The following is a 25102-nucleotide window of genomic DNA, read 5'->3' as shown; positions in this document are numbered from 1 at the left end:
ACGTCACTCTCTATTCCCCGTCATGCGATTGAGCCTTTACTCCCTTCAGGTCTTCTTGTCGGTTATCGATGAAGGAGCAATTTCGAAAGCGGCCGAGAAAGAGCACATCGCTACGTCTGCGTTGAGCAAGCGTATCTCCGAACTGGAGCAAGCTCTTGGAACCCCGCTTCTCCTCCGACAGGCACGCGGCGTCCAACCGACAGTTGCAGGTAGCGTGCTCGCGAAGGGCGCACGTTTGCTTTTACGCAACGCGAACGATCTTGCCGAAGAGATTGAGCATTTCGCCTCAGGTCTGTCTGGACATGTGCGCATCGCCGCAAACCTCTCGTCCATCACACAGTTTCTCCCTCCCGAGTTGGCTCGATTCTCAGAGGCGAATCCGTATGTACAGGTTGACCTGGAAGAACGGGTCAGCAACGAAGTTGTCCGTCTTGTAGCTGGAAACGCAGCCGACATCGGTGTCTACACAACAGCGGACCAGGATGTCGATCTTGAGACATTCCCCTACCGCAAAGACCGGATGGTCCTGGTGGTACCGATTGAGCACACACTCGCGGATCTCGATGAGGTTGCTTTCGCGGATACGCTCGAATACGCACACGTGGGTATGCATCCTGGAAGTGCAGCAAACTTCATGTTGATGCGGCATGCAAGCGACGTCCAGCGGCAAATAAAGTTGCGGTTCCAGGTTACTTCATACGATGCCATGATCGCCATGATTCGAGCCGGCCTCGGAATAGGTCTCATGCCGAATCAGTCCATCGCTTCGTACAAGGCGGACGGCCTGAAAGTGCTCGATTTAACCGATGAATGGGCTTCGCGGCAACTGAAACTCTGCGTTCGTTCGGTTGACGCATTAACCCCCGCGGCTCGTATGCTCTTGGACCAACTGCGCGCCAGCGTCGTGCAGTAGGCTCGGAGTCCGTTTCGCATTAGTGGCGATGGGTCATGAAGCCATCACTTTTCGCCATACCACAATCGCCAAATTGTGCAGGTCAAAGTCTTCTGAACGATTAATCTAGGTTCACTAGAAAATCCACAGGAGACATCCGTGACCGAAAATTCTCTCAGTAGCTACCCAACGCGTGTCCAACTCACCGATGTTGGACTGCGCGACGGCCTGCAGATGGAGTCGGAGTTTGTATCGACCGGAACCAAAATAGAGCTCGCGAATTCGATGATCCGCGCCGGGGTCACCCATCTCGAAATCACGTCCTTCGTGTCGCCGCGGGCGGTCCCCCAACTTAGCGACGCTGCAGAAGTCATCGCGGGAATTGATCGCACAACAGGCGCTTACCTGTCTGCGCTCGCGCCGAACCAGAAGGGCGTTGAACGAGCCTTGTCAGCGCGTGTCGACTCCATTGTGATGTTCGTTTCTGCTTCGGAGAGCCACAACGGCAAGAATTTGAACAGAAGCATCCACCAATCGCTGCAGGACATCAGGGAGGCCGCCCGGTTGGTAAGGAGCACAAGTACCCATCTGCAAGGCGCGATCGCAGTTGCTTTTGGATGCCCGTTCGAGGGGAACGTCCCCCTAAAGACGCTCCTGTCCATCGTCCAAGACTACCTCGACGCCGGCTTCCACGGCATCACACTCGGCGATACTACCGGGATGGCTACACCGCTGAACGTGAAGCAAACCATCGAAGCACTGCGGGACAAGCTCGGGGACATTCCGCTCACCCTACACTTTCACAATACTCGCGGTCTCGCGCTCGCAAATATGTTACAGGCGCTTCAACTGGGAATCCGCTCATTTGAATCGTCGCTCGGAGGAATCGGCGGCTGCCCGTTTGCTCCCGGCGCCACTGGGAATGTGAGTACGGAGGACGCCGCGCACATGCTTCAGCATCTCGGCGTTGAAACCGGAGTTGACCTGCATGAACTGATTCGCGCCGCGCTGCGACTGGAGCAGATTCTGGGTCGACCACTGCCTGGGCAAGTCATGCGCGCGGGAGACCGCCTTAGACGTTACGAATTAAACGCTCAGTGTGCAGCAGTTGGCTGATCACACGTCGCTGGCCGTCGGCTAAATCCCAATCTTAAAGTTGCACCACAACGAAAACTGACGCCTCCGACGATCGTAGACGGGCCGGCCGCGAGATCACAATCGCCCGGATGCCTTTTTTGTCGGCGCGCATCAATCCCTACCGCATATAGTGGAGGAGACATCCAAATGGAAACTATCGAAACATCCGCGATGCGCAAGGTCACGCGTCGCTTTATGCCGCTCCTTTTCATATCGTTCGTCGCGGCGTTCCTTGACCGGGTAAACGTCGGATTTGCCGCCCTAACGATGAACCAGGAGTTGGGGTTATCCTCCTCGGTGTTCGGGCTGGGCGCAGGACTCTTCTTCCTGACGTACTTCATATTCGAAGTTCCGTCGAACCTCGCTCTCGAACGTTTCGGCGCGCGTCGCTGGATAACGAGAATTATGATGACCTGGGGATTGATCGCCGGCGCAATGGCTTTCATTCAAGGCCCAACTAGCTTCTATGTTCTTCGCCTGCTACTTGGCGCCGCGGAGGCCGGCTTCGGCCCCGGCATTATGTTCTTCCTGACACTGTGGTTCCCGGCTGGCTACCGCGCCAGAGCTCTTGGATATTTCTTCGTCGCCATGCCTTTCGCAAGCGTGATCGGGGCACCGATCTCGGGCTTGCTCGTTAGCATCGATGGCTTTATGGGCTTAAAAGGCTGGCAGCTCATGTTCCTCGTCGAAGCCCTGCCAACCATTATTCTCGGAGCGGTCGTTTGGTATCGCCTTACTGACCGACCAGCAGACGCCGACTGGCTGAGCGAACGTGAAAAGCAATGGCTCATGACGACGCTGGCAACAGAAAAACAACAGCACGGCGCGACGAACCCTCGCCATGGGAGCGCATTAGCCAATCCCTACGCATGGGCTCTAGGACTCATCTTTTTTGGGATAGCCGGGCTGAACTATGGGATGAGCTTCTTCCTACCTCAGATCATCCACGCGTTCAACTTCAGCCTGCGAATGACGGGGTTGATTGGAGCTGTTCCTTTCCTGTTCGCATCCGTGTGCATGATTTGGTGGGGAAAGCGTTCTGATGCGCGGGAGGAACGTCTGATGCATACGCTCCTCCCTCAGATTCTCGCCATCTCAGGCCTCGCGATTTCAACCGTCGTCGCGATTCCATTGATGAAACTCGCGTTGATAACAATCGCTTGCGGCGGGATTTTCAGCGCGATCGTGGTCTTCTGGGCATTCGCGACAGGTCACCTGGCCCCGTCGCAGGCTGCGGCCGGCGTCGCCTTGATCAATTGCGTCGGAAATCTGTCTGGTTTCGTGGACCCGCTCCTTATCGGAAAGATTAAGGATCTGACCGGAAGTTATGACGGAGGGCTACAAACGCTCGCCGGCATCGGTGCCGTGGCGGCGTTTGCCCTCGGCGCATTGGCGTATGGCAGCCGCCGGCGCACGCCGTCGTCTCCGGCATACGACTGAAAGAACAACGGAACCCGTCGCTTGAAAATCAGCCGACCAACAGGACACCACTATATGACGAACTTGCCTTTGATTTCACTCGATTCAATTGAGACCATCGGTTCCGGTCTTACCCGCCCCGAGAGTGTGTACTGGCACAACGATCTTCTGTTTTCGAGCGACGCGAAGGGTGCGATTGCTATAACGGATGGCGGTGGCTCCACACGATTCCTTGCCGCGCCGGGAGCTTTGCCGGAGGGCGTGCGTCCCAACGGCATCGCGCGGCGGAGTGACGGCACCTTTGTATTCGCGAATCTTGGTTTTGAGGGTGGCGTCTGGGAAGTCACAGCCGACGGATTGGTGCGTCCCCTAGTAATGCAGATCGACGGTGTACCCTTGCCAAGTACTAATTTCGTTTATGTCGATGCAAAGGACCGAGTTTGGATATGCGTAAGCAGTACAGACCCAAACTGCCACGACCCTGATTTCCATTTCAAGCGCTCGGCTGCAACCGGATTTGTTGCTGTGGTCGATTCCGATGGCGGGAGCCGGATTGTTGCTGACCGTCTCGGCTGGACCAATGAATGTCGAATCGACGCCACCGGAACCAGCTTCTACGTGAACGAAACCATCGGGCGACGCCTGACGACGTTCACCATCAGTGAAAACGGAGAATTGGTTGGACGCGAAACCGTGACTGAATTCGGCGCTGGCACATGGCCTGATGGATTGGCGCTCGACAGGAAAGGCAACATCTGGATAACCTCCCCCATCTCGAACAGAGTTTTGCAGATCCGGCCGCAAGGCGGGGTGCGCCTCATTGTGGAAGACGCGCATCCAGATAGCTTGGCGGAGGCTGAAGCGGCTTTCCAGAAGGACGACTTTCGTCGTTCACACTTTTATAACGCCAAATCCCGACGGCTCCATCACGTCACCAGCATAGCGTTTTCAGCAAATAACAACTGGGCGTTCCTCGGCTCACTTCGGTCTGAGTCGCTTTACAGATTCCCGATCGCAGGACTGATTGCCTAGATCGATGAAGCAACGGAGGAGTAGCCACACTCCTCCGCTGAAACCTTACGCTTTACCCAGAATGTCGATCAATTCCAGAATCGTTGCCTGTTGCGACCCGACCTTGCTTGCATTTTCGAATGTGGATCGCACGCTTTCCGCTGTTTGATGAGACGCCCCGGACTCGCGTGCCATCGTCGTGTAGTAGATCATGTCTTTCAGCGCGTTGCTCAAATAGAACCGAAAACCCGAACTGTCTCGCGACTCAAGATACGGTCGGAACCGGTTCAGAACAACGCTGTCACCACCACCTTTCCCGATCACGTCCAAGAACACGTGGGAGGGTATATCAGCACGTTCGGCGCAGGCCGCCGCCTCTGCAAGAACAGCAGAGAAACCCAGCGAGACGAAGTTGTGAATAAGCTTGAGCCGATGCCCAGCCCCAACTGGCCCTGCGTAAACGATGTTTTCTGCGTAGCACTGCATGAGCGGCTTCACCGACTCGAACAGTTCTAGATCTCCGCCGACCGTAAGGTTAAGACGTCCTTCAGCAGCTTCTTTGGGAGTGCGCGTCATCGGTGCGTCCAGGAATGCCGCGCCTCGCTTCGCAACTTCAACGGCGATTCGCTCCGATGACGAAGGGATAGCAGTTGAGCAATCGATGACCACGCTACCTTTCTTGATACCTTCGAGCAATCCATCTTTCTTGAAAAGAGCGTCTTCGACTTCCGGAGTTCCTGTCACGCAAAGAATGATCACCTCTACTGCCTCCGCCAGCTCCTTTAGGCTGGGTGTGGAAGTCGCGCCGGATTCCAGTAGCCGGTTCAGCGGCTGATTCCCGGGATGCTCGAAGAGAACCATCGGATACCCATGCTTAACGATATTGCTTGCAATACCGTGCCCCATCAGTCCAATACCAACCATCCCAACCTTCTTCATACCCGTCCTCACTTTGCTCGGTGTTTGTGTAGCGTCATAACTGCTGCATTCCGAAGTCCGATCTATTCACGGTCAAACCATACGGTTTGCGCGTTCATGAATTCAAACACGCCGAAATATGACAACTCCCGGCCGTAACCACTCTTTTTTACGCCACCAATTGGTACACGGGGGTCTGATGCCGAGAACCCGTTGATAAATAGTCCGCCGGTTTCAACTCGGCGAGCCAACTCTTTTGCACGGCCTTTGTCTTCTGTCCAGAGCGCGCCGCTTAAACCGAACTCGCTGTCGTTAGCCATTTCGATCGCGTGGTCGACATCTCGACTTACGATGAGAGAAGCTACCGGACCGAAGGTTTCCTGTTCGAACACAGTCATGCCTGGCGTAACATCCGCAAGGATAGTCGGCGCGTAATAGTTTCCCGGACCGTCGATCTTGTTTCCCCCAAAAAGAACGCGCGCGCCCTGCTCGACGCTTGCCTCCACTTGTCGGGCCAATTCATCTCGAAGATCGAAACGCGCCATTGGCCCGAGATAAGTCGCTTCGTCGAGAGGGTCTCCGAGTTTCAGCTGTGAAACAGCTGTAACGAACCGCTCCGTGAATGCCGCCGCGATTGGCTCTTCGAGAATGATGCGCTTTGCAGCAATACAGATCTGCCCGGTGTTTTGAAACCGGCCGATGGTCGCGGCCTTCACCGCCTTATCGAGATCGGCATCGGCCAAGACAATGAACGGGTCAGAACCGCCGAGCTCGAGAACCGACTTTTTCAGCGCGGCGCCTGCTTGTGAGGCAATTGCTGAACCAGCGCGTACGCTTCCAGTAACTGTCACAGCAGCAATACGCGAATCGACGATTGCCTTCGAAACGAGATCGTTTGTAATGTTGACGACCGTGAATGCTCCCTCCGGCAAGCCGGCCTCTTCGAAAAGATGCGCCAGGAGATAGGCGCACCCCATCACGTTCGGAGCATGTTTAAGGACGTACGCGTTACCGCCAACAAGAATTGGAATCGCACCGCGGATTACTTGCCAGAAGGGAAAGTTCCATGGCATCACGGCCAGAATCGCCCCAATCGGAAGATATGAGACGTAGGCCTGGTCGCCGATCTTCGTCTTTTCGTCGTCGACGATATCTTCTCCGTGCTCCGCATACCAGTCACAGAGAACCGCGCATTTTTCCACTTCCGCACGCGCCTGCTTGATGGGCTTCCCCATCTCGATTGCAGCCATCCGTCCTAACCCGTCAATGTCGCGACGAAGTAGTGCCGCGAGTCTTGCCAAAAGCTGCATACGGTCCTGCTTCCGCGTCGCCGCCCACTTTCGGAATCCGACAACGGCCTGAGACAAAACCTTGTCCAGCTCACCCGAATTTTGATACGGATAGCGCTCCACCATTTCGCCGGACGCGGGGTTGATTGATACTGCCGCGTTCGGCGGCAGGGAGGTCGAGGCTGTTGACGAAGTCATGACGCTATATCCTTGATATTACTTGTTGACGAGACGCGCAGGCAATCCAGCGATGATGAGAATTGCCGCTGTACACATGAAAGCGGCAAGCATGTACATTCCGACATCGGTACTATGAGTCATATCTTTCACAAACCCCACCATGTAGGGGCTCACGAAACCGGCCAGGTTGCCGAGCGAATTGATCAACGCTATCCCGCCAGCGGCCGCTGCTCCATCCAAAAAAGCGGTGGGACAACTCCAGAACAACGGGATGGCCGAAAGAATGCCCATCGTCGCCAGTGTCAGCGATGCGATTGCAAGTACGGGGGAACCTCCAAAAACGACGCTTGCGACCAACCCGACAGCTCCGAACAGCGACGGGATAGCGATGTGCCATCTACGTTCTTTCGTCGCGTCCGCGCTACGTCCAACCAGAATCATCGAGATCGTACCGGCGGCATAAGGTATCGCGTAGATCAGACCGACGGTCACAGGCTCTTTGATACCCATCGATTTGATAATCGATGGCATCCAAAAGCTCACTCCGTACAGTCCCATGATCAGGCAGAAGTAGATAGCAGCAAGAAGCCATACCTGTGCGTTTCGGAACGCATGAAACGCTGATATGTGTTGATTCTTTTCGGCTGAGTCGTTGGCGACCTTTTCTTGGAGAAGCAACTTCTGCTCGCTTGTTAGCCACGACGCGTCTGCAATGCGATCCTTTAGAAGCGCAAGGACCAACACACCCATGACAATGGAGGGCAATCCTTCAAGTACGAACAACCACTGCCACCCTGCCAGGCCGCTCACCCCGGACATCGACTGCAGTATCCATCCCGAAAGAGGACCCCCAACGACACCGGCGATCGGGATACCTGTCATGAAGAGTGCAGTCATGCCGCCTCTCCGCTCAGCGGGAAACCAATAGGTGAGGTACAGGATCATGCCCGGGAAGAATCCAGCCTCTGCCACGCCAAGGAAAAGACGCATGACGTAAAACATAGTCGGGGTCTTGACGAACAGCATTGCTGCGGATACGACGCCCCACGTAATCATGATGCGAGCGATCCACTTGCGAGCACCCACGCGATAAAGAATCAGATTGCTCGGAACTTCAAACAGGAAATATCCGAGGAAAAATATGCCCGCGCCAAGTCCGTACACACTTTCACTGAATGAAAGATCGTTAAGCATCTGCAACTTGGCAAAACCAACGTTCACGCGATCGAGATACGAGACCACGTAACAGACAAACAACAGGGGAATAATCCTCCACGCAACCTTGGCGTAAGTAGCAGCCTCCAATTCCGTGTCGGGCATGGCTGCTGGCGCTGCCCTGCGTGCGGCTTCCATCGTGTCTCTCTCCTGCAAATAGGGTTGCAGTGTTCGCGCATCGACTGCGCGCTCATTGTTGTGAGTGTTTTGCATCTGAACCTGACGCGTATCGTCGCTACCCACGGAGAACGGTCTAGGCTGAGGTATCGTTGCAGGCGCATGCGCCTGTTGTCGGCGCGCGACGTCGTGTAAACCGAAATGCCAGATACGAAGGGAGAGATACCGAAACCACTCGCCTTCGTATGGATAAGTTCGCTGCAGGACCGATCACGCGCAGCGATGATGTGATGCTTAATCGCCTTGTGGCCAGATGAAGCGTTCTTCCGTCACCATCACGCCAGTCAACTTCTCGACGAAGTTTGGAATGTCGGCCAGCAGTTCCACGCCTTCGGGGCTAGAAAATGCTGCGTCGTGGGCGTCCTTGCTGTCGAACCACAATTCCGAAAAACCATCGTAAGGTACGGTCGGATTCGCAACGCGATCGATAATGTTGATGGCGTAGCGCTTCAACCCGGGGATGCGTTGACAAAGCACTGCATGAACGCCGCGCCAGTGAGCGGCAAATTGTTCGGGGGAAAGATCTTCGCGCCTCTGCAGGAAACCGATTCGCTTTGCGAATGTCTTGGACATTGAATCTCCGTGTGTTGTGGTCGTCGACTTACCTATGAAGCCGTCCCGTAATTCTAGGTCTCCCTGCACGCGTGCAGTTTTCTAAGAATTCAACCCACCATCGCGAAAATAGAAAGCTGCTGCCGCCTTATGAAGCAAGACTCTTCCTACGAGCGTGTCGTCCATCGCGTCCAGTTCTACGCGCAGGTCTTCGATCCAGTCTTACGGGACACGCGCGACGATGTCCTGAATGTCGTTCGGATCGACCGGTGATTCCAGCGGCGAGCTCGTCTCGTCGTTGCGACCCATAGCCGCTGACGGCGGGGTATCATTGCGGGAATCTGGCAGGTAACCGCGATGTACCTCGAGAACATTCAAGCTATTTCATTTGATTTGGACGACACGCTCTGGCCGTTTTTTCCTGCGGTAGAGCGCGCCGAGGCGCAGCTTTATTCATGGTTGCTGGAGCATGCGCCCAAGACCACAACCGTACTTCCGGGCGCCGAGGTACTACGCACATTTCGTGAAGAGTTTCAGCAGCTTCGTCCCGACTTGAGTTCCGACTATCGTAGCCTACGTCTCGGCTCAATCCGGCTCGCACTACAGCGGGCCGGGGAAAACATGGAACTCGCGGAAGCAGCCTACGAGGTTTTTCATGCTGGTCGACACAAAGTCGACTTTTTTGAAGATGTAGCTCCCGCATTAACGTGGCTAAAATCGCGCTTCCCATTGGTCGCAGTCACAAACGGCACTGCAGACCTTCGACTCACAGGCGGTGAGGAATTTTTCCAAACGACATTAAGTGCCATGACTTTCGGTGCTGCCAAGCCGGACCCCGCCATCTTCATCGAAGCCGCGAGACTTACTAACGTTCGGCCCGCGCAAATGCTCCATGTCGGGGACGATTTCGAGCTTGACGTCGCGGGAGCGCTAGCCGCTGGTATGCGAGCAGCATGGCTCGTCCGACACCGTAACTTTCAAACGAAGACGGTCGGGCAGACCCTACCCGACCGATGCTTCACAATTTCTAGTCTGACAATGTTGTGCCAAGTCTTGGGCGGGCCGACTAATCGCAAGTCGTAACGCACATCCCACGGCGTTCAGTGCAGCTTGAAGAAGCTCACCGTGGAGTGCAATTCCTGTCCTTGCGAGTTCAACGACTCAGATGCGGCAGCAATTTCCTCCACAAGGGTGGCATTTTGTTGCGTCGACTGATCGAACAGTGCGACGGCCTGATTTACCTCATCGATGGCGCGACTCTGTTCACGTGCCGACACTGAAATCCCGGAAGTAATATCGGCGACGTTGGTGATCGCATCCGTCAGCGTTGCAATGGTGCGGCCAGCCACGTTCACTTCTTCCGACCCTGCTTTGACATTATCGACCGACGACTCGAGAAGCGCCTTGATTTCCCTGGCCGCATTTGTAGACCGTTGCGCGAGGTTGCGCACTTCAGAAGCTACCACTGCAAAGCCACGGCCGCTCTCGCCGGCGCGCGCAGATTCGACCGCCGCGTTCAGGGCAAGAATATTGGTCTGGAAGGCAATTCCCTCGATTATGGCGACTATATTGACAATCCGCCCCGACTGTTCGACCGCAACGGCCATGGTCCGCGCAGCGGCCAGCACAGCTTCGTTACCTCGACGTGCTACTTCCACTGCATTCGACACAACCTCGTTTGCGTTCTTCACCTGGTCTGCGGTTTCCCGGATATTGGAGGTCAATTGTTCCATCGCCGCCGCAGTCTGCTCGATTGAAGCTGCCTGCTGTTCGGTCCGTGACGACAGGTCGCTGTTCCCCGCCGAGACCTCTCTCGCTGCGAGCTCGAACTGCCGACTGCTCGCTACTACCTTCTTTAGTACGCCGCTGACCTTCTCCACGAATGCGTTGAACTGGATCGCAAGCTGTCCGACCTCATCGTCACTGACGTGAGGCAGGCGACGGGTCATATCCCCGTCACCAGATGCGATTTCATACATTGACGCCGTTGCCCTTCTCAGCGGCAAAGTCATCCGCCGAGCCATCGTGATAGTGACGACGAGAGCCAAGCCGAGTACAAGGCAACCGATCTCGATCAAAGTAATCGTCAGATGGTTCGCTGCGGCCATCATCTCGGAAGTCGGAATCAGCGCGTAATATTTCCAGCCGTTTCGGGGGGACGTATAGACATAGCAGCGATATGATGTTCCGTTCAAGTCAATCGAGGTCAGCCCTTCGGGCACCGCCGCGAGTTGCTCATAGCCGCCGCCGAGGCTCCTCATCTCCTTGAAGCTATGCGTCTTATCCCGTGGGTCAACGAGAACCTTGCCGCGATCGTCCGCAACCATGAGGTAGCCCGTCTCTCCGAAATGCATCGCACCGGTCACTTTCGCGAACGCGTCCAGAGTAACGTCCCCGGCTATAACGCCAACCACCTCGCCATGAGCGTTCTTGACGACCCGCGCAAAGGAAATGGAAATGCCGCCTTCTGACGCGGCACTGAGGTAAGGTGCCGGCCTCACTACCTTGTCCGGACTATTCATTGCTAGTTCATACCATGGTCGCGCCCGGGGGTCGTAAGGGTTGGCAAAGCTTTCGATCGGCCATTGGACGAAACCGCCCCATTTGGTACCAACGTACAGATAGCGCATATTCGGATGGCTCTCTCCGAATGGCTTCAACAGTCCGAAAATTGACGTTTCAACCCGACCGTGCCCATCGGCTGTCATCTCACCATGCGTCATATAGTCAGTCAGGCTCTGGTCCACCCCTTTTACCTCCGCGGTGCCAGCTAGATAGGTGAGATTTTGTTCGATATCCTGGAATGTCCCATCAAGCGCTTCGTCTGCCTGACTAATGCTTCTATGGCTCGCGCTTTCAAAGGCTTCAACAGCTTGCCGTCGAACGTTCATTGCGCCAACTGTTGTCAATAGAATGACCGTCGTGGCGAGAGCGACACATGATACGGCGCATATCTTGAATGCAATCGAGGAGGGAAACTTCATTTTGAAGTGTCTAGCATTGGTCTTGTTAAAACACGCTGCATACCACGTGTGTCAGCGCTGAGATTTTGCACATAAAGGTTGAGCTTGTTTTTAGACAAAATCCCAGCCTATAAATCTTTTTTACTAAACCTGATCACAATCGGTCGCGACGCTTGCCGGTGAACGACATCCTCGACCCTGCGCACCCAGTCATCGTCCAGATGCGGTCTTCAGGTCGCTGCTTGAAACCAGCCCCCGTCCAGATCAGCATAGATCCATTCTCCTGGGCGCACACTGGCGCCAGGAAGTGCAACTGTTATGTCGCGCTTCCCCCCGGAATCGCGCGCACATCGCCTAGGGTTCGTACCGATCGCCGCGATTCCAACGTCACACCGCAACATCTCCTCGCGATCGCGTACCCCCCCAAATACCAAGATGCCAGCCCATCCGCGAGTAACCGCGATTTCGCTAAGATTTCCGCCGACAAGAGCACAGCGCAAGCTGCCGCCGCCATCAATAACGAGTACACGTCCTCCGCCCTCCGTGTTCAGCACTTCGCGTATCAGTCCGTTTTCCTCAAATACTTTTACTGTCGCGGCGGGTCCGAAGAATCGCTTCGCTCCGCCGTACTGATGAAACATCGTGGTAAGCACGCGCAAACTGCCGCTCTCCAACATCGCCTCATGCAAATCGCACAAGTCTGCGGTATTCACATCCATTACACCTCCAGCCGTACAATGGCTGACTAGTTAGTTAATCGCTGTCTCCAAAACACAGTGCTGCGCATTCAATAAGCAATGGACGAAAACACCTGCGGGTGCGTGTAAGGCCTGACCGCAGTTTGCGGAAGCCGAGGCGTGGAGGATTGCCAGCATGGCATAGCAACAACGGATTACAGACGCGGCGGAACCCGCCGCATATAAGGCGCGCTTTCCGCTCGGCGACGAATCCGGAGCGAGTGAATCAGAGCGGGACGACAGGAACCTTACCGATCTTCGCCTGCCATTCCTTCGGTCCCGTCTGATGAACCGACGTGCCGTTCGAATCGACGGCGACCGTCACGGGCATGTCCTGCACGTCGAATTCATAGATGGCTTCCATGCCGAGGTCTTCGAACGCGAGCACCTTCGCGCTGCGGATCGCCTTCGACACGAGATACGCCGCGCCGCCCACGGCCATCAAATACGCGGCCTTGTGCTTCTTGATTGCCTCGATCGCGACAGGGCCGCGCTCGGCCTTGCCGATCATCGAGATCAGGCCGGTTTGCGCGAGCATCGTTTCCGTGAACTTGTCCATGCGCGTGGCCGTGGTCGGGCCTGCCGGGCCGACGGCTTCGTCACGCACCGGATCGACCGGTCCGACGTAGTAGATCACGCGGTTGGTGAAGTCGACGGGCAGCTTTTCGCCCTTCGCGAGCATGTCGGCGATGCGCTTGTGCGCAGCGTCGCGGCCCGTCAGCATCTTGCCCGACAGCAGCAGCGTCTGGCCCGGCGCCCACGAAGCGACTTCTTCCGGCGTCAGCGTGTTCAGGTCGACGCGCTTGCTCTTTTCGGTGTCCGGCTCCCACTGCACCTTCGGCCATGCGTCGAGCGGCGGCGGCGTGAGCTTCGCGACGCCCGAGCCGTCGAGCGTGAAGTGCGCATGGCGCGTGGCCGCGCAGTTCGGGATGATCGCGATCGGCTTGGACGCGGCGTGCGTCGGCGCGGCCATGATCTTCACGTCGAGCACGGTAGCCAGGCCGCCCAGGCCCTGTGCGCCGATGCCGAGCGCGTTGACCTTCTCGTGCAGTTCGACGCGCAGTTCTTCGATCCAGTCCTGCGGGCCGCGTGCGATCACGTCCTGAATGTCGATCGGGTCCATCAGCGATTCCTTCGCCATGACCATCGCCTTCTCAGCCGTGCCGCCGATGCCGATGCCGAGCATGCCGGGCGGGCACCAGCCCGCGCCCATCGTCGGCACGGTCTTCAGGATCCAGTCGACGATCGAGTCCGACGGGTTCAGCATCGCAAACTTCGACTTGTTCTCCGAGCCGCCGCCCTTGGCCGCGACCTGCACGTCGACGGTGTTACCCGGCACGATTTCGTAGTGGATCACGGCCGGCGTGTTGTCCTTCGTGTTCTTGCGGCCACCTTCAGGCGGGCTCACGATCGACGCGCGCAGCACGTTGTCCGGATTCAGGTAACCGCGGCGCACGCCTTCGTTGATCATGTCGGTGACGCTCATGGTGGCGCCGTCCCAGCGCACGTCCATGCCGACCTTCACGAACACCGTGACGATGCCCGTGTCCTGGCAGATCGGGCGCTTGCCTTCCGCGCACATGCGGCTGTTCGTCAGGATCTGCGCGATCGCGTCCTTCGCGGCCGGGCTCTCTTCGAGTTCATAGGCACGGCCGAGCGCCTCGATGTAGTCGAGCGGATGGTAGTAGCTGATGTACTGCAGCGAGTCCGCAATACTCTGGATCAGGTCTTCCTGTTTGATGACGGTCATGGCTAGTTGCTCGTGTGGTGGCCTCTGTGGATCCCGCCCCCGCGATAGGACGGGGTCGATACACAAACAAGGCACGGTACTACCGGGCGACGTTCGTAGCCTCGCCTGAATCGCTGATTGGTGAGGTTGAAACGCCCTTAGGGGCTATGCTGCGATCGCCGCCATTGATGGTCTACACGTCGCCGGAGGATAGACGCACCAGGAACCATGGCTATGTCGAAAGAAGACAACAGCGAATGCCCCTGTCGACCCTGCGGCTTCGATCCGTACAACGCGCCAAGGCATATCTCGCGACCGGGCTGGCCGTGTGATTTTCAAGATCTCGTTGGTGCCCACCCACGTGTGCGCAAGCGCGCGCAGAGAGTTAGCGTGAAGCTTCATCGTTTCCTCTATTGCTCATTCCCGCTCCCACCGATCAAACATCGCGCGACGTCAGGCAGATTGCAAGCTAGCCCGGGTTTATCCGATACTTCCTCAAGACCGCTCGCTTCAGTGACGCATGAAACCCTGAAGCAATCCCCGGAGAGCCGTATCAGTTTCTGAAAGGGTCAACACCGGATCTTTCCCCTTGCCAGACGCTATGCGCTCGCCTGAGCACCACATCTCACGATCGTCAGGAACATCCAGATGCCAATATCGACTGATCCCTGCGTCGTTGGCAGCCATCGCATCAACCTCGTTACATATAACCGCGATCGCGCGCCCAGCGGGTACCTCGAGATATAACAGCGCCCTCTCCATCAGAGGAAGTTGTGACAAACCCAAGCCAGGTCGATCACAGGGGACTACTACAGAGAATCTTTTCATGAAGTCTCTGGAAAATGCTCGTTCACACGTCATCACGAGATTATGAGAAACCATTCCACTAACCAGGGCCACCTTGATGCCTCTTCGCGCCGCCCGATGAAGTCCAGCTTCAACAGCGTTCCGTATATCGACTAGTCTGGCGATTTCGGGGTCCGCAACGGAGTCAATCAGGACATCGTCCAAACATAAAATGAAGGCCTCTACTGTTATGATGTCGTCTCCTCTTCTGCTAACGCTCCTGTCGCTTGAGTCCGCGTGGGGGGCTTCAGACCACCTGTTTCAACTCAATCAGCAGTTCCTTTGCATTGACGCGGTCGCCCGATTGAACGTGAATTGCCCCGACTTCATACTCGCCATCGGCTGTGATGTTCGTCTCCATCTTCATCGCTTCCATAGCAATCAACAGGCTTCCAGCGGAGATTTTCTGCCCAGGTCGAACCGCCACGGTTACGATCGAACCGGGCATCGGCGCGGCGACATGCAGTGGATTGATCGGGTCCGCAATCGGTCTGGCGACTCGCGCCGCCACAGATTCTGACCTCATGCGGGGCTCGACTAGCGTGGTCCGCGACTGCCCGTTCAACTCAAACTGGACTTTAACCATGCCATCCTCGACATCGGTGTGCTGTCCCTGCAGCAACACCAGCAGTGTCTTGCCTGCGTCGATGTCGATGGCCACTTCTTCCTGCGGCTGCAGCCCATACAGGAAAGCTGAAGTGGGAAGCACGGACGTGTCGCTGTAGGCACGCAGGTGCGCATGGAAGTCGGCTGTCTGCTTCGGGTACATCAGGTAAGAAGCAAGCTGACGGTCATCGAGCGCCTGCTCGCACGCCGCCTCGCCCTGGGCACGCGCCACTTCCAGGTCGACGGGCGGGATCTGATCGCCAGGCCGGTACGGAACTGGCGGCTCGCGCCGTAAGACCTTGCGGGACAGTTCAGCCGGAAAGCCGTCGGGCGGGAAACCGAGCTCCCCCTTGAACAGTGATATGACTGATTCCGGGAAAGTGATTTCCTTGGCGGGATCGCACACATCAGCCGACTTCACGTCATTGGCCACCATCATCAAGGCCATATCGCCCACCACTTTGGAAGTTGGCGTGACCTTGACGATATCGCCAAACATCCGGTTGACGTCCGCGTATGCTTGCGACACCTCTGTCCATCGGTGCTCGATCCCGAGCGAGCGTGCCTGCTCCCTCAGGTTCGTGTACTGGCCCCCTGGCATTTCGTGACGGTACACGTCCGCCGTGCCTGCGCGAATCTCCGATTCGAACGGTGAGTAGTAGCGGCGCACACCTTCCCAGTACATTGACGCCTCGTGCAGGCGCTGAAGACTGAGCCCGGGATCGCGCGCACTACCGGCGAGCGCAGCGGCAATGCTGGATAGATTCGGCTGCGACGTGAGCCCGCTCATCGCGTCGAGCGCGCCATCGACGGCATCACAGCCGGCATTGATCGCAGCCAGGGCCGACGCGGCCGATATGCCACTAGTGTCGTGCGTGTGAAAGTGAACAGGTAAGCCCGTCTCTTCCTTGAGCGCCTTCACGAGTGCCGCCGCAGCGTGCGGACGGCAGATGCCTGCCATGTCCTTGATGCCGAGAATATGCACGCCGGCCCGTTGAAGTTCACGCGCGATCCCGACGTAGTACTTCAGGTCGTACTTCGGGCGGGAAACGTCGAACAAATCGCCTGTATAGCAGATCGCGCCTTCACAAAGTGCCCCGCTGTCGCGCACGGCATCGATTGCCACACGCATGTTGCTGACCCAGTTCAGCGAATCGAATACACGGAACACATCGACGCCTGCACCCGCCGCCTGCCGGACGAAAAAGCGCACAACATTGTCCGCGTAGTTCGTATAGCCCACGGCATTTGAACCACGCAGTAGCATCTGGAACAGGATGTTAGGTACTCGCTCACGCAGTTGCGCAAGGCGCGCCCACGGGTCTTCCTTAAGGAAGCGTAACGCAACGTCGAAAGTCGCACCGCCCCAGCATTCCATCGAAAAGAGTTGCGGCAATTCGCGTGCGTAAAACGGCGCGATTGGCAGCATGTCGGCAGTGCGCATACGCGTGGCGAACAGCGACTGATGCGCATCTCGCATCGTCGTATCGGTCAGTAGGACCCGCTTTTGGTCCAGCATCCATTGCGCGAATTTTTCGGCGCCCAGTTCGCGCAGACGATCACGCGTGCCTGCTTGGATCGGGGATACGGTTTCGGCTTTGGGCAACAAGGGACGCGATAGTGGCAAAGTCGGCAGCGAGCGGCCTGCCATCTCTGGATGTCCATTCACGCACACGTCGCCGAGATAGCGCAGCAGCTTCGTCCCGCGGTCACGCCGCTTCGTGAACGCAAGCAGTTCAGGCGTCAGATCAATGAACCGCGTCGTGACGTCGCCGCACCCAAAGGAGGGGTGATTGATGACGTTTTCAAGGAACTGCAGATTCGATGCAACACCGCGAATACGGAATTCCCGCAGCGCCCGGTCCATGCGGCGGATCGATTCGCCGGCCGTAGGCGCCCATGTAGTCACCTTGACCAGCAGCGAATCGTAGTACGGGGTGATAACCGCACCGCCGTACGCGGTTCCCGCGTCGAGCCGAACGCCGAAACCCGACGCGCTCCGGTACGCGGTCAGTCGACCGTAGTCGGGCAGAAAACCGTTGTCGGGATCTTCGGTCGTGATCCGACATTGCAACGCGTGCCCGTTAAGCGGGATCTGCGCCTGTGGCGGCACGCCCGACATTCGGTCGATGATGCCACCGTCCTGATTTCGTACGTCTTCCGTCAGGCCGATTTTGCCGCCCTCGGTGACGCGAATCTGCGCCTTGACGATGTCGACCCCTGTGATCATCTCGGTGACGGTGTGCTCTACCTGGATGCGTGGATTGACCTCGATGAAGTAGAACTTGCCGGAATCCGCGTCCATCAGGAACTCGACAGTGCCCGCGTGCGTGTAGCCAACCGCGCGCATCAATCGCAACGCGCAATCACAGAGCACGGCGCGGCCGACGTGATCGAGATAAGGCGCTGGAGCGCGTTCCACGACCTTCTGGTTGCGCCGTTGCACCGTACAGTCGCGTTCGTACAGATGCACTAGATTGCCATGCGCATCGCCAAGCACCTGGACCTCGACGTGGCGCGCGTTGCGCACCAGCTTCTCGACATAGACCTCGTCGTTGCCGAACGCAGCAAGCGCTTCCCGCCGGGCAGCGACAAGCGCCGATTCGAGATCCTGTTCGGTTTCCAGCACCCGCATGCCTCTGCCACCACCGCCCCAGCTTGCCTTGAGCATCAACGGATAACCGACGCCCGCAGCGAGACGCTTGCATTCGTTCAGATCGGTCGGCAACGGGTCTGTAGCGGGCATGACGGGCACGCCGGCCGCGATCGCCGCGTTTCGCGCCGCGACCTTGTTGCCGAGCATTCGCATCACTTGCGGCAAAGGCCCGACCCAGCGAATGCCCGCATCAATGACAGCCTGCGCAAAGTCGGGATTCTCCGAGAGGAACCCGTAACCAGGATGAATCGCGTCGACTCTCGCCTGCCGCGCAATTCGCAAGATGTCGTCGATATCAAGATACGCAGCCAGCGGCTTCTTCCCCTCACCCACCAGGTAGCTCTCGTCAGCCTTGAAGCGGTGGAGCGCGAGCCGGTCCTCCTTCGAGTAGATGGCCACCGTTCGGATGTCCATCTCCGAGGCAGCGCGCATCACACGGATTGCAATCTCAGACCGGTTGGCAATTAGCAGGGATTTGACGGGATTGTAGTTCATAGTAGGCGAGGGCTTGCACTTGCGGCATCTGGCAAAACGTTGCGTGGCAGGTAGACCTTCAATCTCGCGGCCGAACTCATGGCAGCTTGAGGGCGATAAAAAAATTAACGTCGGTATAAGCGCATCTGGTCAAAAAAATGATCATCGAGAGGTACGTCTCCATCCCACGTCCTTACTGAGTGGCAGCGGAGGGGAGCCGTGATTAAATCCGTGTTAGGACGCATGGTATGAAATCAGGACCCGATCCGGGCTCGGAACCGTCCATAGCAATCAGATGCGTCACTAGCGAGCTCTCGATGCCGGTGACGTTTCGAAAACCCTCCCCCAACCACAGACGGAGGAACTGATGTCATTTGTTTCGCGCAGTCCAATCGCCACAACGAGCCAACGCCAATCTGAGTCGCGACGATCAAGTCGAGCTCGTTGCATACCATCGCCATTGCACGATTCGCCTTCACCCTTAGCAATACCAGTGCTTCTTCTATACAAGACCTGGATGACCAGCACTCACAAGACCGATCGCTCGTGAGAACGACGTCGAAGCTGTTGATGAAATCTCTATCAAAAGCTATCTCACACGCCACAGCAACGTTGTAATAGATCATCCTGCTGACCAAGCCAAGTTTGATCCCTTTCTTCATTGCATCTGCCAGGGTCGCTTCGATACCACGTCGCACCGCGTTGATTCTAGGAGATGCTGGCTCCGCGACGGAGTCAACCAACAGATCGTCGATAAATACAATCAGAGCGTCCACTGGCGCTAACACAGTACCCTCCCGTCACGCTGGGCGGTCGACGTCGACAGGCAGAACATGGAAATCCATCCAATCCCAAGGCGAAGAATTATGTGTCCATCCCCAGCTTGTTAAGGGTCCGATTGACCGGGCGCGGCAAGCATCGCGAGACATGGTTCGATCTCCCGCTGGGTCGTTCTCGTGGCAATCGCTCCGTGCGATATGTTCGATAGTCGACATAATTCCTTTTCTCCAAATCAATTGCGTCGGACTTCCGGGCGCCGACCACTGCCGAAACCAAGGACAGCACCCAGACGGACCATGTGAAGCAGGGGCTGCGGTTTGACCGCTGCAAAGCGGTGTCAGCCAAATATCTTTGCGGTGTCTGTTCGTGTCGCCTTCGCTTTGCGCAAGCGATACATCACCGCCAGGCCAATGAACCATGCAGGCATTACGCTCAACGCCTGGGCCGTATCCCGCTCGAGCAGCAGCAGGTAGATCATGAAAGCAAAGAACCCTAACGACGCCCAAGCCATCAGCCGCCCGCCAGGCAGCCTGAAAGTTGACTGAAGATGAAGATGCGGGTCACGACTGCGGTAGCGTAAATAAGCAACCAGGATCATTCCCCACACGAATATGTAGAGAATGGCCGACACCGTCGTCAGGATCGTGAACGCTCCCATTACCTCCGGCATGAAATGAAGGACCGACAGGCCTGCCAGCATGCATGCACATGAGAACAGCAGGCCTCGCACAGGTACCGATGAGCGCGAGAGTTTCATGAAATATTGCGAACCCTGCTCGTTAGCCGCCAGTCCGTAGAGCATGCGGCTGGTAGCGAACACACCACTGTTCGCTGCAGACATGGCGGACGAAATCACCACAAGGTTGATGATCCCTGCTGCCGCCGGAAATCCCGCCAGCAGAAACAGCTGCACGAAAGGGCTTTTGTTAGCCGCGATCTCCGCCCATGACGAGACCGAGATAATGCACGCCAGCGACAGCACGTAGAAGAACAAAACCCGGAGAGGCACAGCATTTATTGCTCGCGGCAGCGTGCGAGTCGGGTCGCGCGTTTCCGCGGCCGTCGTCCCGATCAACTCAATGCCTCCGAAGGAGAAAATTGCGATCTGGAAACCAGCGAAGAAACCGGACAATCCGAAGGGAAAGACAACCCCGGGTTCGACGATATGGGTCAGCGAGGCGCGCACGCCGGTTGGTGCGACGTAACCAGTGACAATCATGAAGACACCTGCGACGACTAACGCCGTGATCGCCAGTACCTTTACCAAAGCGAACCAAAATTCGAGTTCGCCGAATAGACGGACTGCGACCAGGTTAAGAACCATCAGTGTCGCAAGCACGACCAACGCAGGGATCCACAGTGGCAAGTCCGGAAACCAGAAACGCAGATAGCCTCCAATTACCGTACAGTCCGCTATTGCGACTACCACCCACGTCATCCAGTAGGACCATCCTATGAAATACCCTGCCCATGGGCCAATGTAATGGCTGCAGAAGTCCGAGAACGACTTGAATTGCAGGTTAGAAAGGAGTATCTCGCCCATCGCCCGCATAGTGAAAAACAGGAAAAAGCCGATGGTCATGTAGGTGAGAAGAATTGAGGTACCCGATACGCTGATGGTCTTCCCTGCCCCCATGAAAAGTCCTGTTCCAATTGCACCGCCTATCGACATCAATTGAATGTGGCGATTTCCGAGGCCTCGGTGCAGGACACCTTGCTCGTCACTCATACGTTGTCTCCAAAACATTGTTCTATGCGCCTCAAGGGCGCTGTGTCGCCGCGCAACGGTTTTTCGAAAGATGAGATGTCTTCGATCAGTCTCTGCGCGGCCCCGACCCGCCGGATGGCGGGCCGTTGCGGTAAGTCCGCGTTCCCGCCTGTTCAGTCAGCGCCAAACCTCAAAGCATCGCTGTGCTGCGCGACGATCTTCTTCGCGCGAAGCAAAACAGGGATATCAATCATCGCGCCGTCGACCGCTGTTGCCGCTCCAGCACTCGCTTCTGCGGCTTCGATCACCCGTTTAGCCCACGAGACTTCCTCATCCGTCACCATAAAGGCTTCCCTAACCGCGCCGATCTGTTTCGGGTGGATGCACAGCTTCGCGCCGAAGCCGAAGCTGCGAGCGCGCTGCGCGTCAGCCTTAATGCGAGCGGAGTCTTCAATCGATGTGCAGACACCGTCCACAGGTGCACCGATCCCCGCTGCTACTGATGAAAGAACAAGCATCGAACGAGTCCAGTCAAGTGGGTCGCGATCGTCCGAAATGCCAAGGTTTAGCATCAGGTCAACCGATCCGAGAATCAGTTTCGCGACATTTGGCGCTGCTGCAATCGACCTGGCCTCCAGCACACCCAACGCCGTCTCGATGAGCGCGAGTACTCGCGCAGATGGCACCTCCCGGGAGACCACTCCGAGTTCGGCTCCCGACTCAACCTTGGGTACCATCACCAATGTCGGCCTGAGCAGATGACAGAGCGCAAGGTCATCCTTCGCGTGCTTCTCGCGAAGACCGTTTATGCGAATGCAGAGCGAAGTCGAGTGTTCGGTTGCGATTTCAAGCAACGACGGCCATGCCTCGAGAATTGCTCCTCTTGCCTCGGCCTTGTTTGCGGGGGCGACGGCATCTTCCAGGTCGATAATCACGACATCAGCTCCCGAGAGTACGGCCTTTGCAAAACGCTCAGGTCGATCGCCGGGTACAAACAGGTAGGTGACGGCGTTGTCAGCTGATTTCATATAGGTGCTCCTAGATGCCGCCCGTCGCTCGCAGGGAGCCGATGTCGGACGGTGTAAAGCCCAGTTCCGTGAGGATGTCGTCGGTATGCTGACCAACGGCCGGTATCGGATCCATTCGTTGGGCGAAGGCCGTACCGCCGGGGGGCACCAAGGCTGGAATATCGCCGACCGGGGATCCTACGACTCGCCAGCGCTCTCGTGCCTTGAGTTGTGGGTGCTCCCACACGCCTCGCATGTCGTTGACGCGGGCATTCGCAATGTCGGCAGCATCAAGCCGGGCAAGCAGTTGGTCGCTGTCCAGACCGGAGAAAGCATGATCGATGATCGCCCGTAGCGCTGCGCGATTTTTGCTGCGATTCGCATTCGTGGAGAAGCGGTCATCGGATACCAGCTCCGGCGATTCAAGGACGATTTGGCAGAACTTCGCCCATTCCCGTTCGTTTTGCAGCCCAAGAATGACAGTTTTGCCGTCATTCGCGACGAACGGGCCGTACGGGAAGATCGTGGCGTGAGACGCACCGGCGCGCGGCGGCGGCGCAGCGCCTTCGAAGGCGTAATACATGGGAAAGCTCATCCATTCGGCCATTGCCTCGAGCATCGATACGTCTATCCGGCACCCTCGAGACGTCCTTCCACGCTGAATCAGTGCGGCAAGAATATTGGAGTATGCATACATGCCTGCCGCAATATCCGCGATCGAGCATCCGGCTTTGACCATCTCCTCACCTGTGCCGCTAACTGACAGGAAGCCAGCTTCCGCCTGGACCAACAAATCGTAGGCCTTCTTTTGCGTATAAGGTCCGTTGTCACCGTAGCCCGAGATGTCGCAGACAATCAGCCCTGGGTAACGCTCCTTCAGAGTCTCATAGTCCAAACCGATTCGCGCCGTTGCACCGGGCGCCAGGTTCTGTACGAAGACGTCCGCCTTGGCGAGAAGCGAATGGAGAACGCCGCTCGCCTGCTCATGCTTCGTGTTCAGCGTGAGACTTTCCTTCGAGCGGTTGGTCCATGCGAAGTGCGACGACATACCGTTTACACGGTCGTCGTATGCGCGAGCGAAGTCGCCAACTACGGGACGCTCAATCTTGATGACTCGCGCACCCAGATCGGCAAGCTGTCGCGTCGCAAATGGTGCTGCGATAGCCTGTTCCAGTGACACAACAGTGATTCCAGAAAGCGGTCCTGTCATTTCGTAACTTCCTTCTACGTAGTACGAATTAACTAATTTGATGGGATATCGAACGAATGAATTTGATCAGATATTGTGGCGGCTCGGCCTACGCCCCGGTGTCCGGGAGTTCGCGATTGGGGGCGGGGCCGGGATGGTGAAGGTCCAATCCGCATGTCATACCGATCCGGAAATTCTACGTCGCGCTCTTTGATCCCGGAATGAGCACTTCGACAAGCGCGCTTCGCAAAATTCGAAGGCTCACAGAAAACGCGAGGAGCTACTGACCGAAGCAGGATACCCCCGTGGTGGGCGCAACCTGCTGGGCAGTCCACTCGTTAGCGAATCGCCTGGGCGATGCGTAGGACCCGATTCATCTCGTTGAAGACGATGTTGAAGCCTTCATCGAATCCCATACCTGGTTTCGCGAGCATCTGCGTGACACCGGTTGCTACACCAATGTTCGTAGTCGCGCGTGCCGACAGATCGGTTTCTGCGCACGTACCACCGAGCACCGGCCCGACACCATGACGGTGACAGTCGAGGATTGCGTCGACAGAGTTATGGAGGGAGCCGAGATCCGGCGTTTTGATCTGCACCATATCGACAGCACCAGCTGCAGCGAAGAGGTGTACGTCTTCGGCCGTGTTGGCCCATTCGTCGGCAATGATTCCGACGTTGCTGCCTCGATTCTTCAGCGTTCGGCGAAGCGCGCCCAGGGCCTCGATTTGCGCGTCCCGTCCGCCGGCATCAAGCGGGTGTTCAATGCGCAATTGGTGGGGGCCTGCTGCGCGTTCGAGCCGATCGATAATGTCGGCAGTTCCCTCAATCGAGCCGCCTGCCGCAGCGCCGATGAGACCGTAGACGTCGATATGGATAACCGGCTGGTAGTCAGCCGACGTTCGAAGTTGAGCAATGCGGCCTCTCAACCAGTCGATGTAGGCTTCGAGCGCCGCACCATCGGGACCGACCAGATCGCTGGTATTGATCAGGCCATGTGGCATCACTGGCACGCTCTTGAGGATCATCTTGTCGACATTCGTATAACGTTCGTCGCCGCACTGGCCGTACACCGGTACCGCAGCAAGCGGCTTGTCGATCTGCCACTCGTCTCTGATGACCTGGGCCATCAGATGATGGCCGGCAACGTGAGCAGCCGCGTCCAGCAATGCTTGAGACACCCCATAAGCCGCAGCGCGTTTCGCTTCAAAGGATCCATCGATGATCTGCTCGGCGAATTCAGCCGTCTTTCGGAACGAACGAATGCTCAGGCCGCTCAGATGTGGGGCCAACTGCTGCTCGATCTGCGTTGCAAGTTCCTTCGCATGAAATCGCGGCTCCCGGCCGCCAACGCCGGTGTATTGGACGCTCGCGCAGTCGCCCTTTGCGATATAGCCATCGCTCAGGACGAGCATGACCGACACCGATTCGGATGGCTCGCGAACAGCCTTGAATCCGGGAGTTTGCGGTGTACCGGCATACGCTGCGCCGTCGCGCTGCGCTCCAGCCTTGATGGCGGCCTGGTCGTCGAAAAAGAAGGAGCCAACGCCGGGACTCGCGATGACTTTCTGGATAGTGATCAAACTGGACATGGTCAATCTTCTCTAGGTCAATGTT

At 57.1% G+C, this 25102-nt stretch carries 17 protein-coding genes; 5 read left to right on the top strand and 12 right to left on the bottom strand.

Going from position 1 to position 25102, the window contains the following annotated elements; genetic code table 11:
• Positions 1-22: 22 nt before the first annotated feature.
• The 4 genes from G3N95_RS15550 (at position 23) to G3N95_RS15535 (ending at position 4480) form a co-directional block, all read left to right on the top strand.
• Positions 23-913, top strand: a complete 891-nt coding sequence (locus tag G3N95_RS15550; RefSeq protein WP_205970968.1) for a LysR family transcriptional regulator — start codon at positions 23-25, stop codon at positions 911-913.
• A gap of 138 nt (positions 914-1051) precedes the next feature.
• The gene (locus G3N95_RS15545) at positions 1052-2008 is read left to right on the top strand and encodes a hydroxymethylglutaryl-CoA lyase (RefSeq protein WP_205970967.1); all 957 of its coding nucleotides are present in this window, start codon (positions 1052-1054) and stop codon (positions 2006-2008) included.
• Between the two features lie 168 nt (positions 2009-2176).
• A complete protein-coding gene (locus tag G3N95_RS15540) occupies positions 2177-3469 on the top strand; it encodes an MFS transporter (RefSeq protein ID WP_205970966.1) in 1293 nt (430 codons plus the stop codon).
• 54 nt (positions 3470-3523) lie between these two features.
• A complete protein-coding gene (locus tag G3N95_RS15535) occupies positions 3524-4480 on the top strand; it encodes an SMP-30/gluconolactonase/LRE family protein (protein ID WP_205970965.1) in 957 nt (318 codons plus the stop codon).
• A 45-nt stretch (positions 4481-4525) separates the two neighbouring features.
• On the opposite strand, the gene G3N95_RS15530 is transcribed toward G3N95_RS15535, so the two are convergent.
• The 4 genes from G3N95_RS15530 to G3N95_RS15515 all read right to left on the bottom strand — a co-directional run bounded on the left by G3N95_RS15530 (position 4526) and on the right by G3N95_RS15515 (position 8811).
• A complete protein-coding gene (locus G3N95_RS15530) occupies positions 4526-5398 on the bottom strand; it encodes an NAD(P)-dependent oxidoreductase (RefSeq protein ID WP_205970964.1) in 873 nt (290 codons plus the stop codon).
• A gap of 62 nt (positions 5399-5460) precedes the next feature.
• The gene (locus G3N95_RS15525) at positions 5461-6864 is read right to left on the bottom strand and encodes an aldehyde dehydrogenase family protein (RefSeq protein ID WP_205970963.1); all 1404 of its coding nucleotides are present in this window, start codon (positions 6862-6864) and stop codon (positions 5461-5463) included.
• Positions 6865-6882: 18 nt separating this feature from the next.
• Positions 6883-8199, bottom strand: a complete 1317-nt coding sequence (locus tag G3N95_RS15520; RefSeq protein WP_205970962.1) for an MFS transporter — start codon at positions 8197-8199, stop codon at positions 6883-6885.
• A gap of 273 nt (positions 8200-8472) precedes the next feature.
• The gene (locus tag G3N95_RS15515; protein ID WP_205970961.1) at positions 8473-8811 is read right to left on the bottom strand and encodes an EthD family reductase; all 339 of its coding nucleotides are present in this window, start codon (positions 8809-8811) and stop codon (positions 8473-8475) included.
• A gap of 336 nt (positions 8812-9147) precedes the next feature.
• On the opposite strand from G3N95_RS15515, the gene G3N95_RS15510 reads away from it, so the two are divergent.
• Complete coding sequence (locus G3N95_RS15510; protein WP_205970960.1) at positions 9148-9873, top strand: HAD-IA family hydrolase; 726 nt, start codon at positions 9148-9150, stop codon at positions 9871-9873.
• A 17-nt stretch (positions 9874-9890) separates the two neighbouring features.
• On the opposite strand, the gene G3N95_RS15505 is transcribed toward G3N95_RS15510, so the two are convergent.
• The 8 genes from G3N95_RS15505 to G3N95_RS15470 all read right to left on the bottom strand — a co-directional run bounded on the left by G3N95_RS15505 (position 9891) and on the right by G3N95_RS15470 (position 25077).
• Positions 9891-11774 carry a methyl-accepting chemotaxis protein gene (locus G3N95_RS15505; protein WP_205970959.1) on the bottom strand — a complete coding sequence of 628 codons (1884 nt, stop codon included), beginning with the start codon at positions 11772-11774 and terminating at the stop codon, positions 9891-9893.
• Between the two features lie 209 nt (positions 11775-11983).
• Positions 11984-12472, bottom strand: coding sequence for a ribonuclease E activity regulator RraA (gene rraA, locus G3N95_RS15500; protein ID WP_205970958.1), 489 nt, complete (start codon positions 12470-12472; stop codon positions 11984-11986).
• Between the two features lie 244 nt (positions 12473-12716).
• Positions 12717-14240: a fumarate hydratase gene (locus G3N95_RS15495; RefSeq protein ID WP_205970957.1), complete on the bottom strand. Its 1524-nt coding sequence runs from the start codon at positions 14238-14240 to the stop codon at positions 12717-12719.
• Between the two features lie 1072 nt (positions 14241-15312).
• A complete protein-coding gene (locus G3N95_RS15490) occupies positions 15313-18822 on the bottom strand; it encodes a pyruvate carboxylase (protein WP_205970956.1) in 3510 nt (1169 codons plus the stop codon).
• Positions 18823-19918: 1096 nt separating this feature from the next.
• Complete coding sequence (locus G3N95_RS15485) at positions 19919-21310, bottom strand: amino acid permease (RefSeq protein WP_241018553.1); 1392 nt, start codon at positions 21308-21310, stop codon at positions 19919-19921.
• A 152-nt stretch (positions 21311-21462) separates the two neighbouring features.
• The gene (locus tag G3N95_RS15480; RefSeq protein ID WP_205970954.1) at positions 21463-22317 is read right to left on the bottom strand and encodes a CoA ester lyase; all 855 of its coding nucleotides are present in this window, start codon (positions 22315-22317) and stop codon (positions 21463-21465) included.
• Positions 22318-22327: 10 nt separating this feature from the next.
• A complete protein-coding gene (locus G3N95_RS15475; protein WP_205970953.1) occupies positions 22328-23506 on the bottom strand; it encodes a CaiB/BaiF CoA-transferase family protein in 1179 nt (392 codons plus the stop codon).
• A gap of 317 nt (positions 23507-23823) precedes the next feature.
• Positions 23824-25077 carry a methylaspartate ammonia-lyase gene (locus G3N95_RS15470; RefSeq protein WP_205970952.1) on the bottom strand — a complete coding sequence of 418 codons (1254 nt, stop codon included), beginning with the start codon at positions 25075-25077 and terminating at the stop codon, positions 23824-23826.
• Between the last annotated feature and the right edge of the window lie 25 nt (positions 25078-25102).

Origin of the sequence: Paraburkholderia sp. Tr-20389, from assembly GCF_017104565.1 — a bacterium.
GTDB lineage: Bacteria > Pseudomonadota > Gammaproteobacteria > Burkholderiales > Burkholderiaceae > Paraburkholderia.
This window is presented reverse-complemented; position numbering and strand designations above follow the sequence as displayed.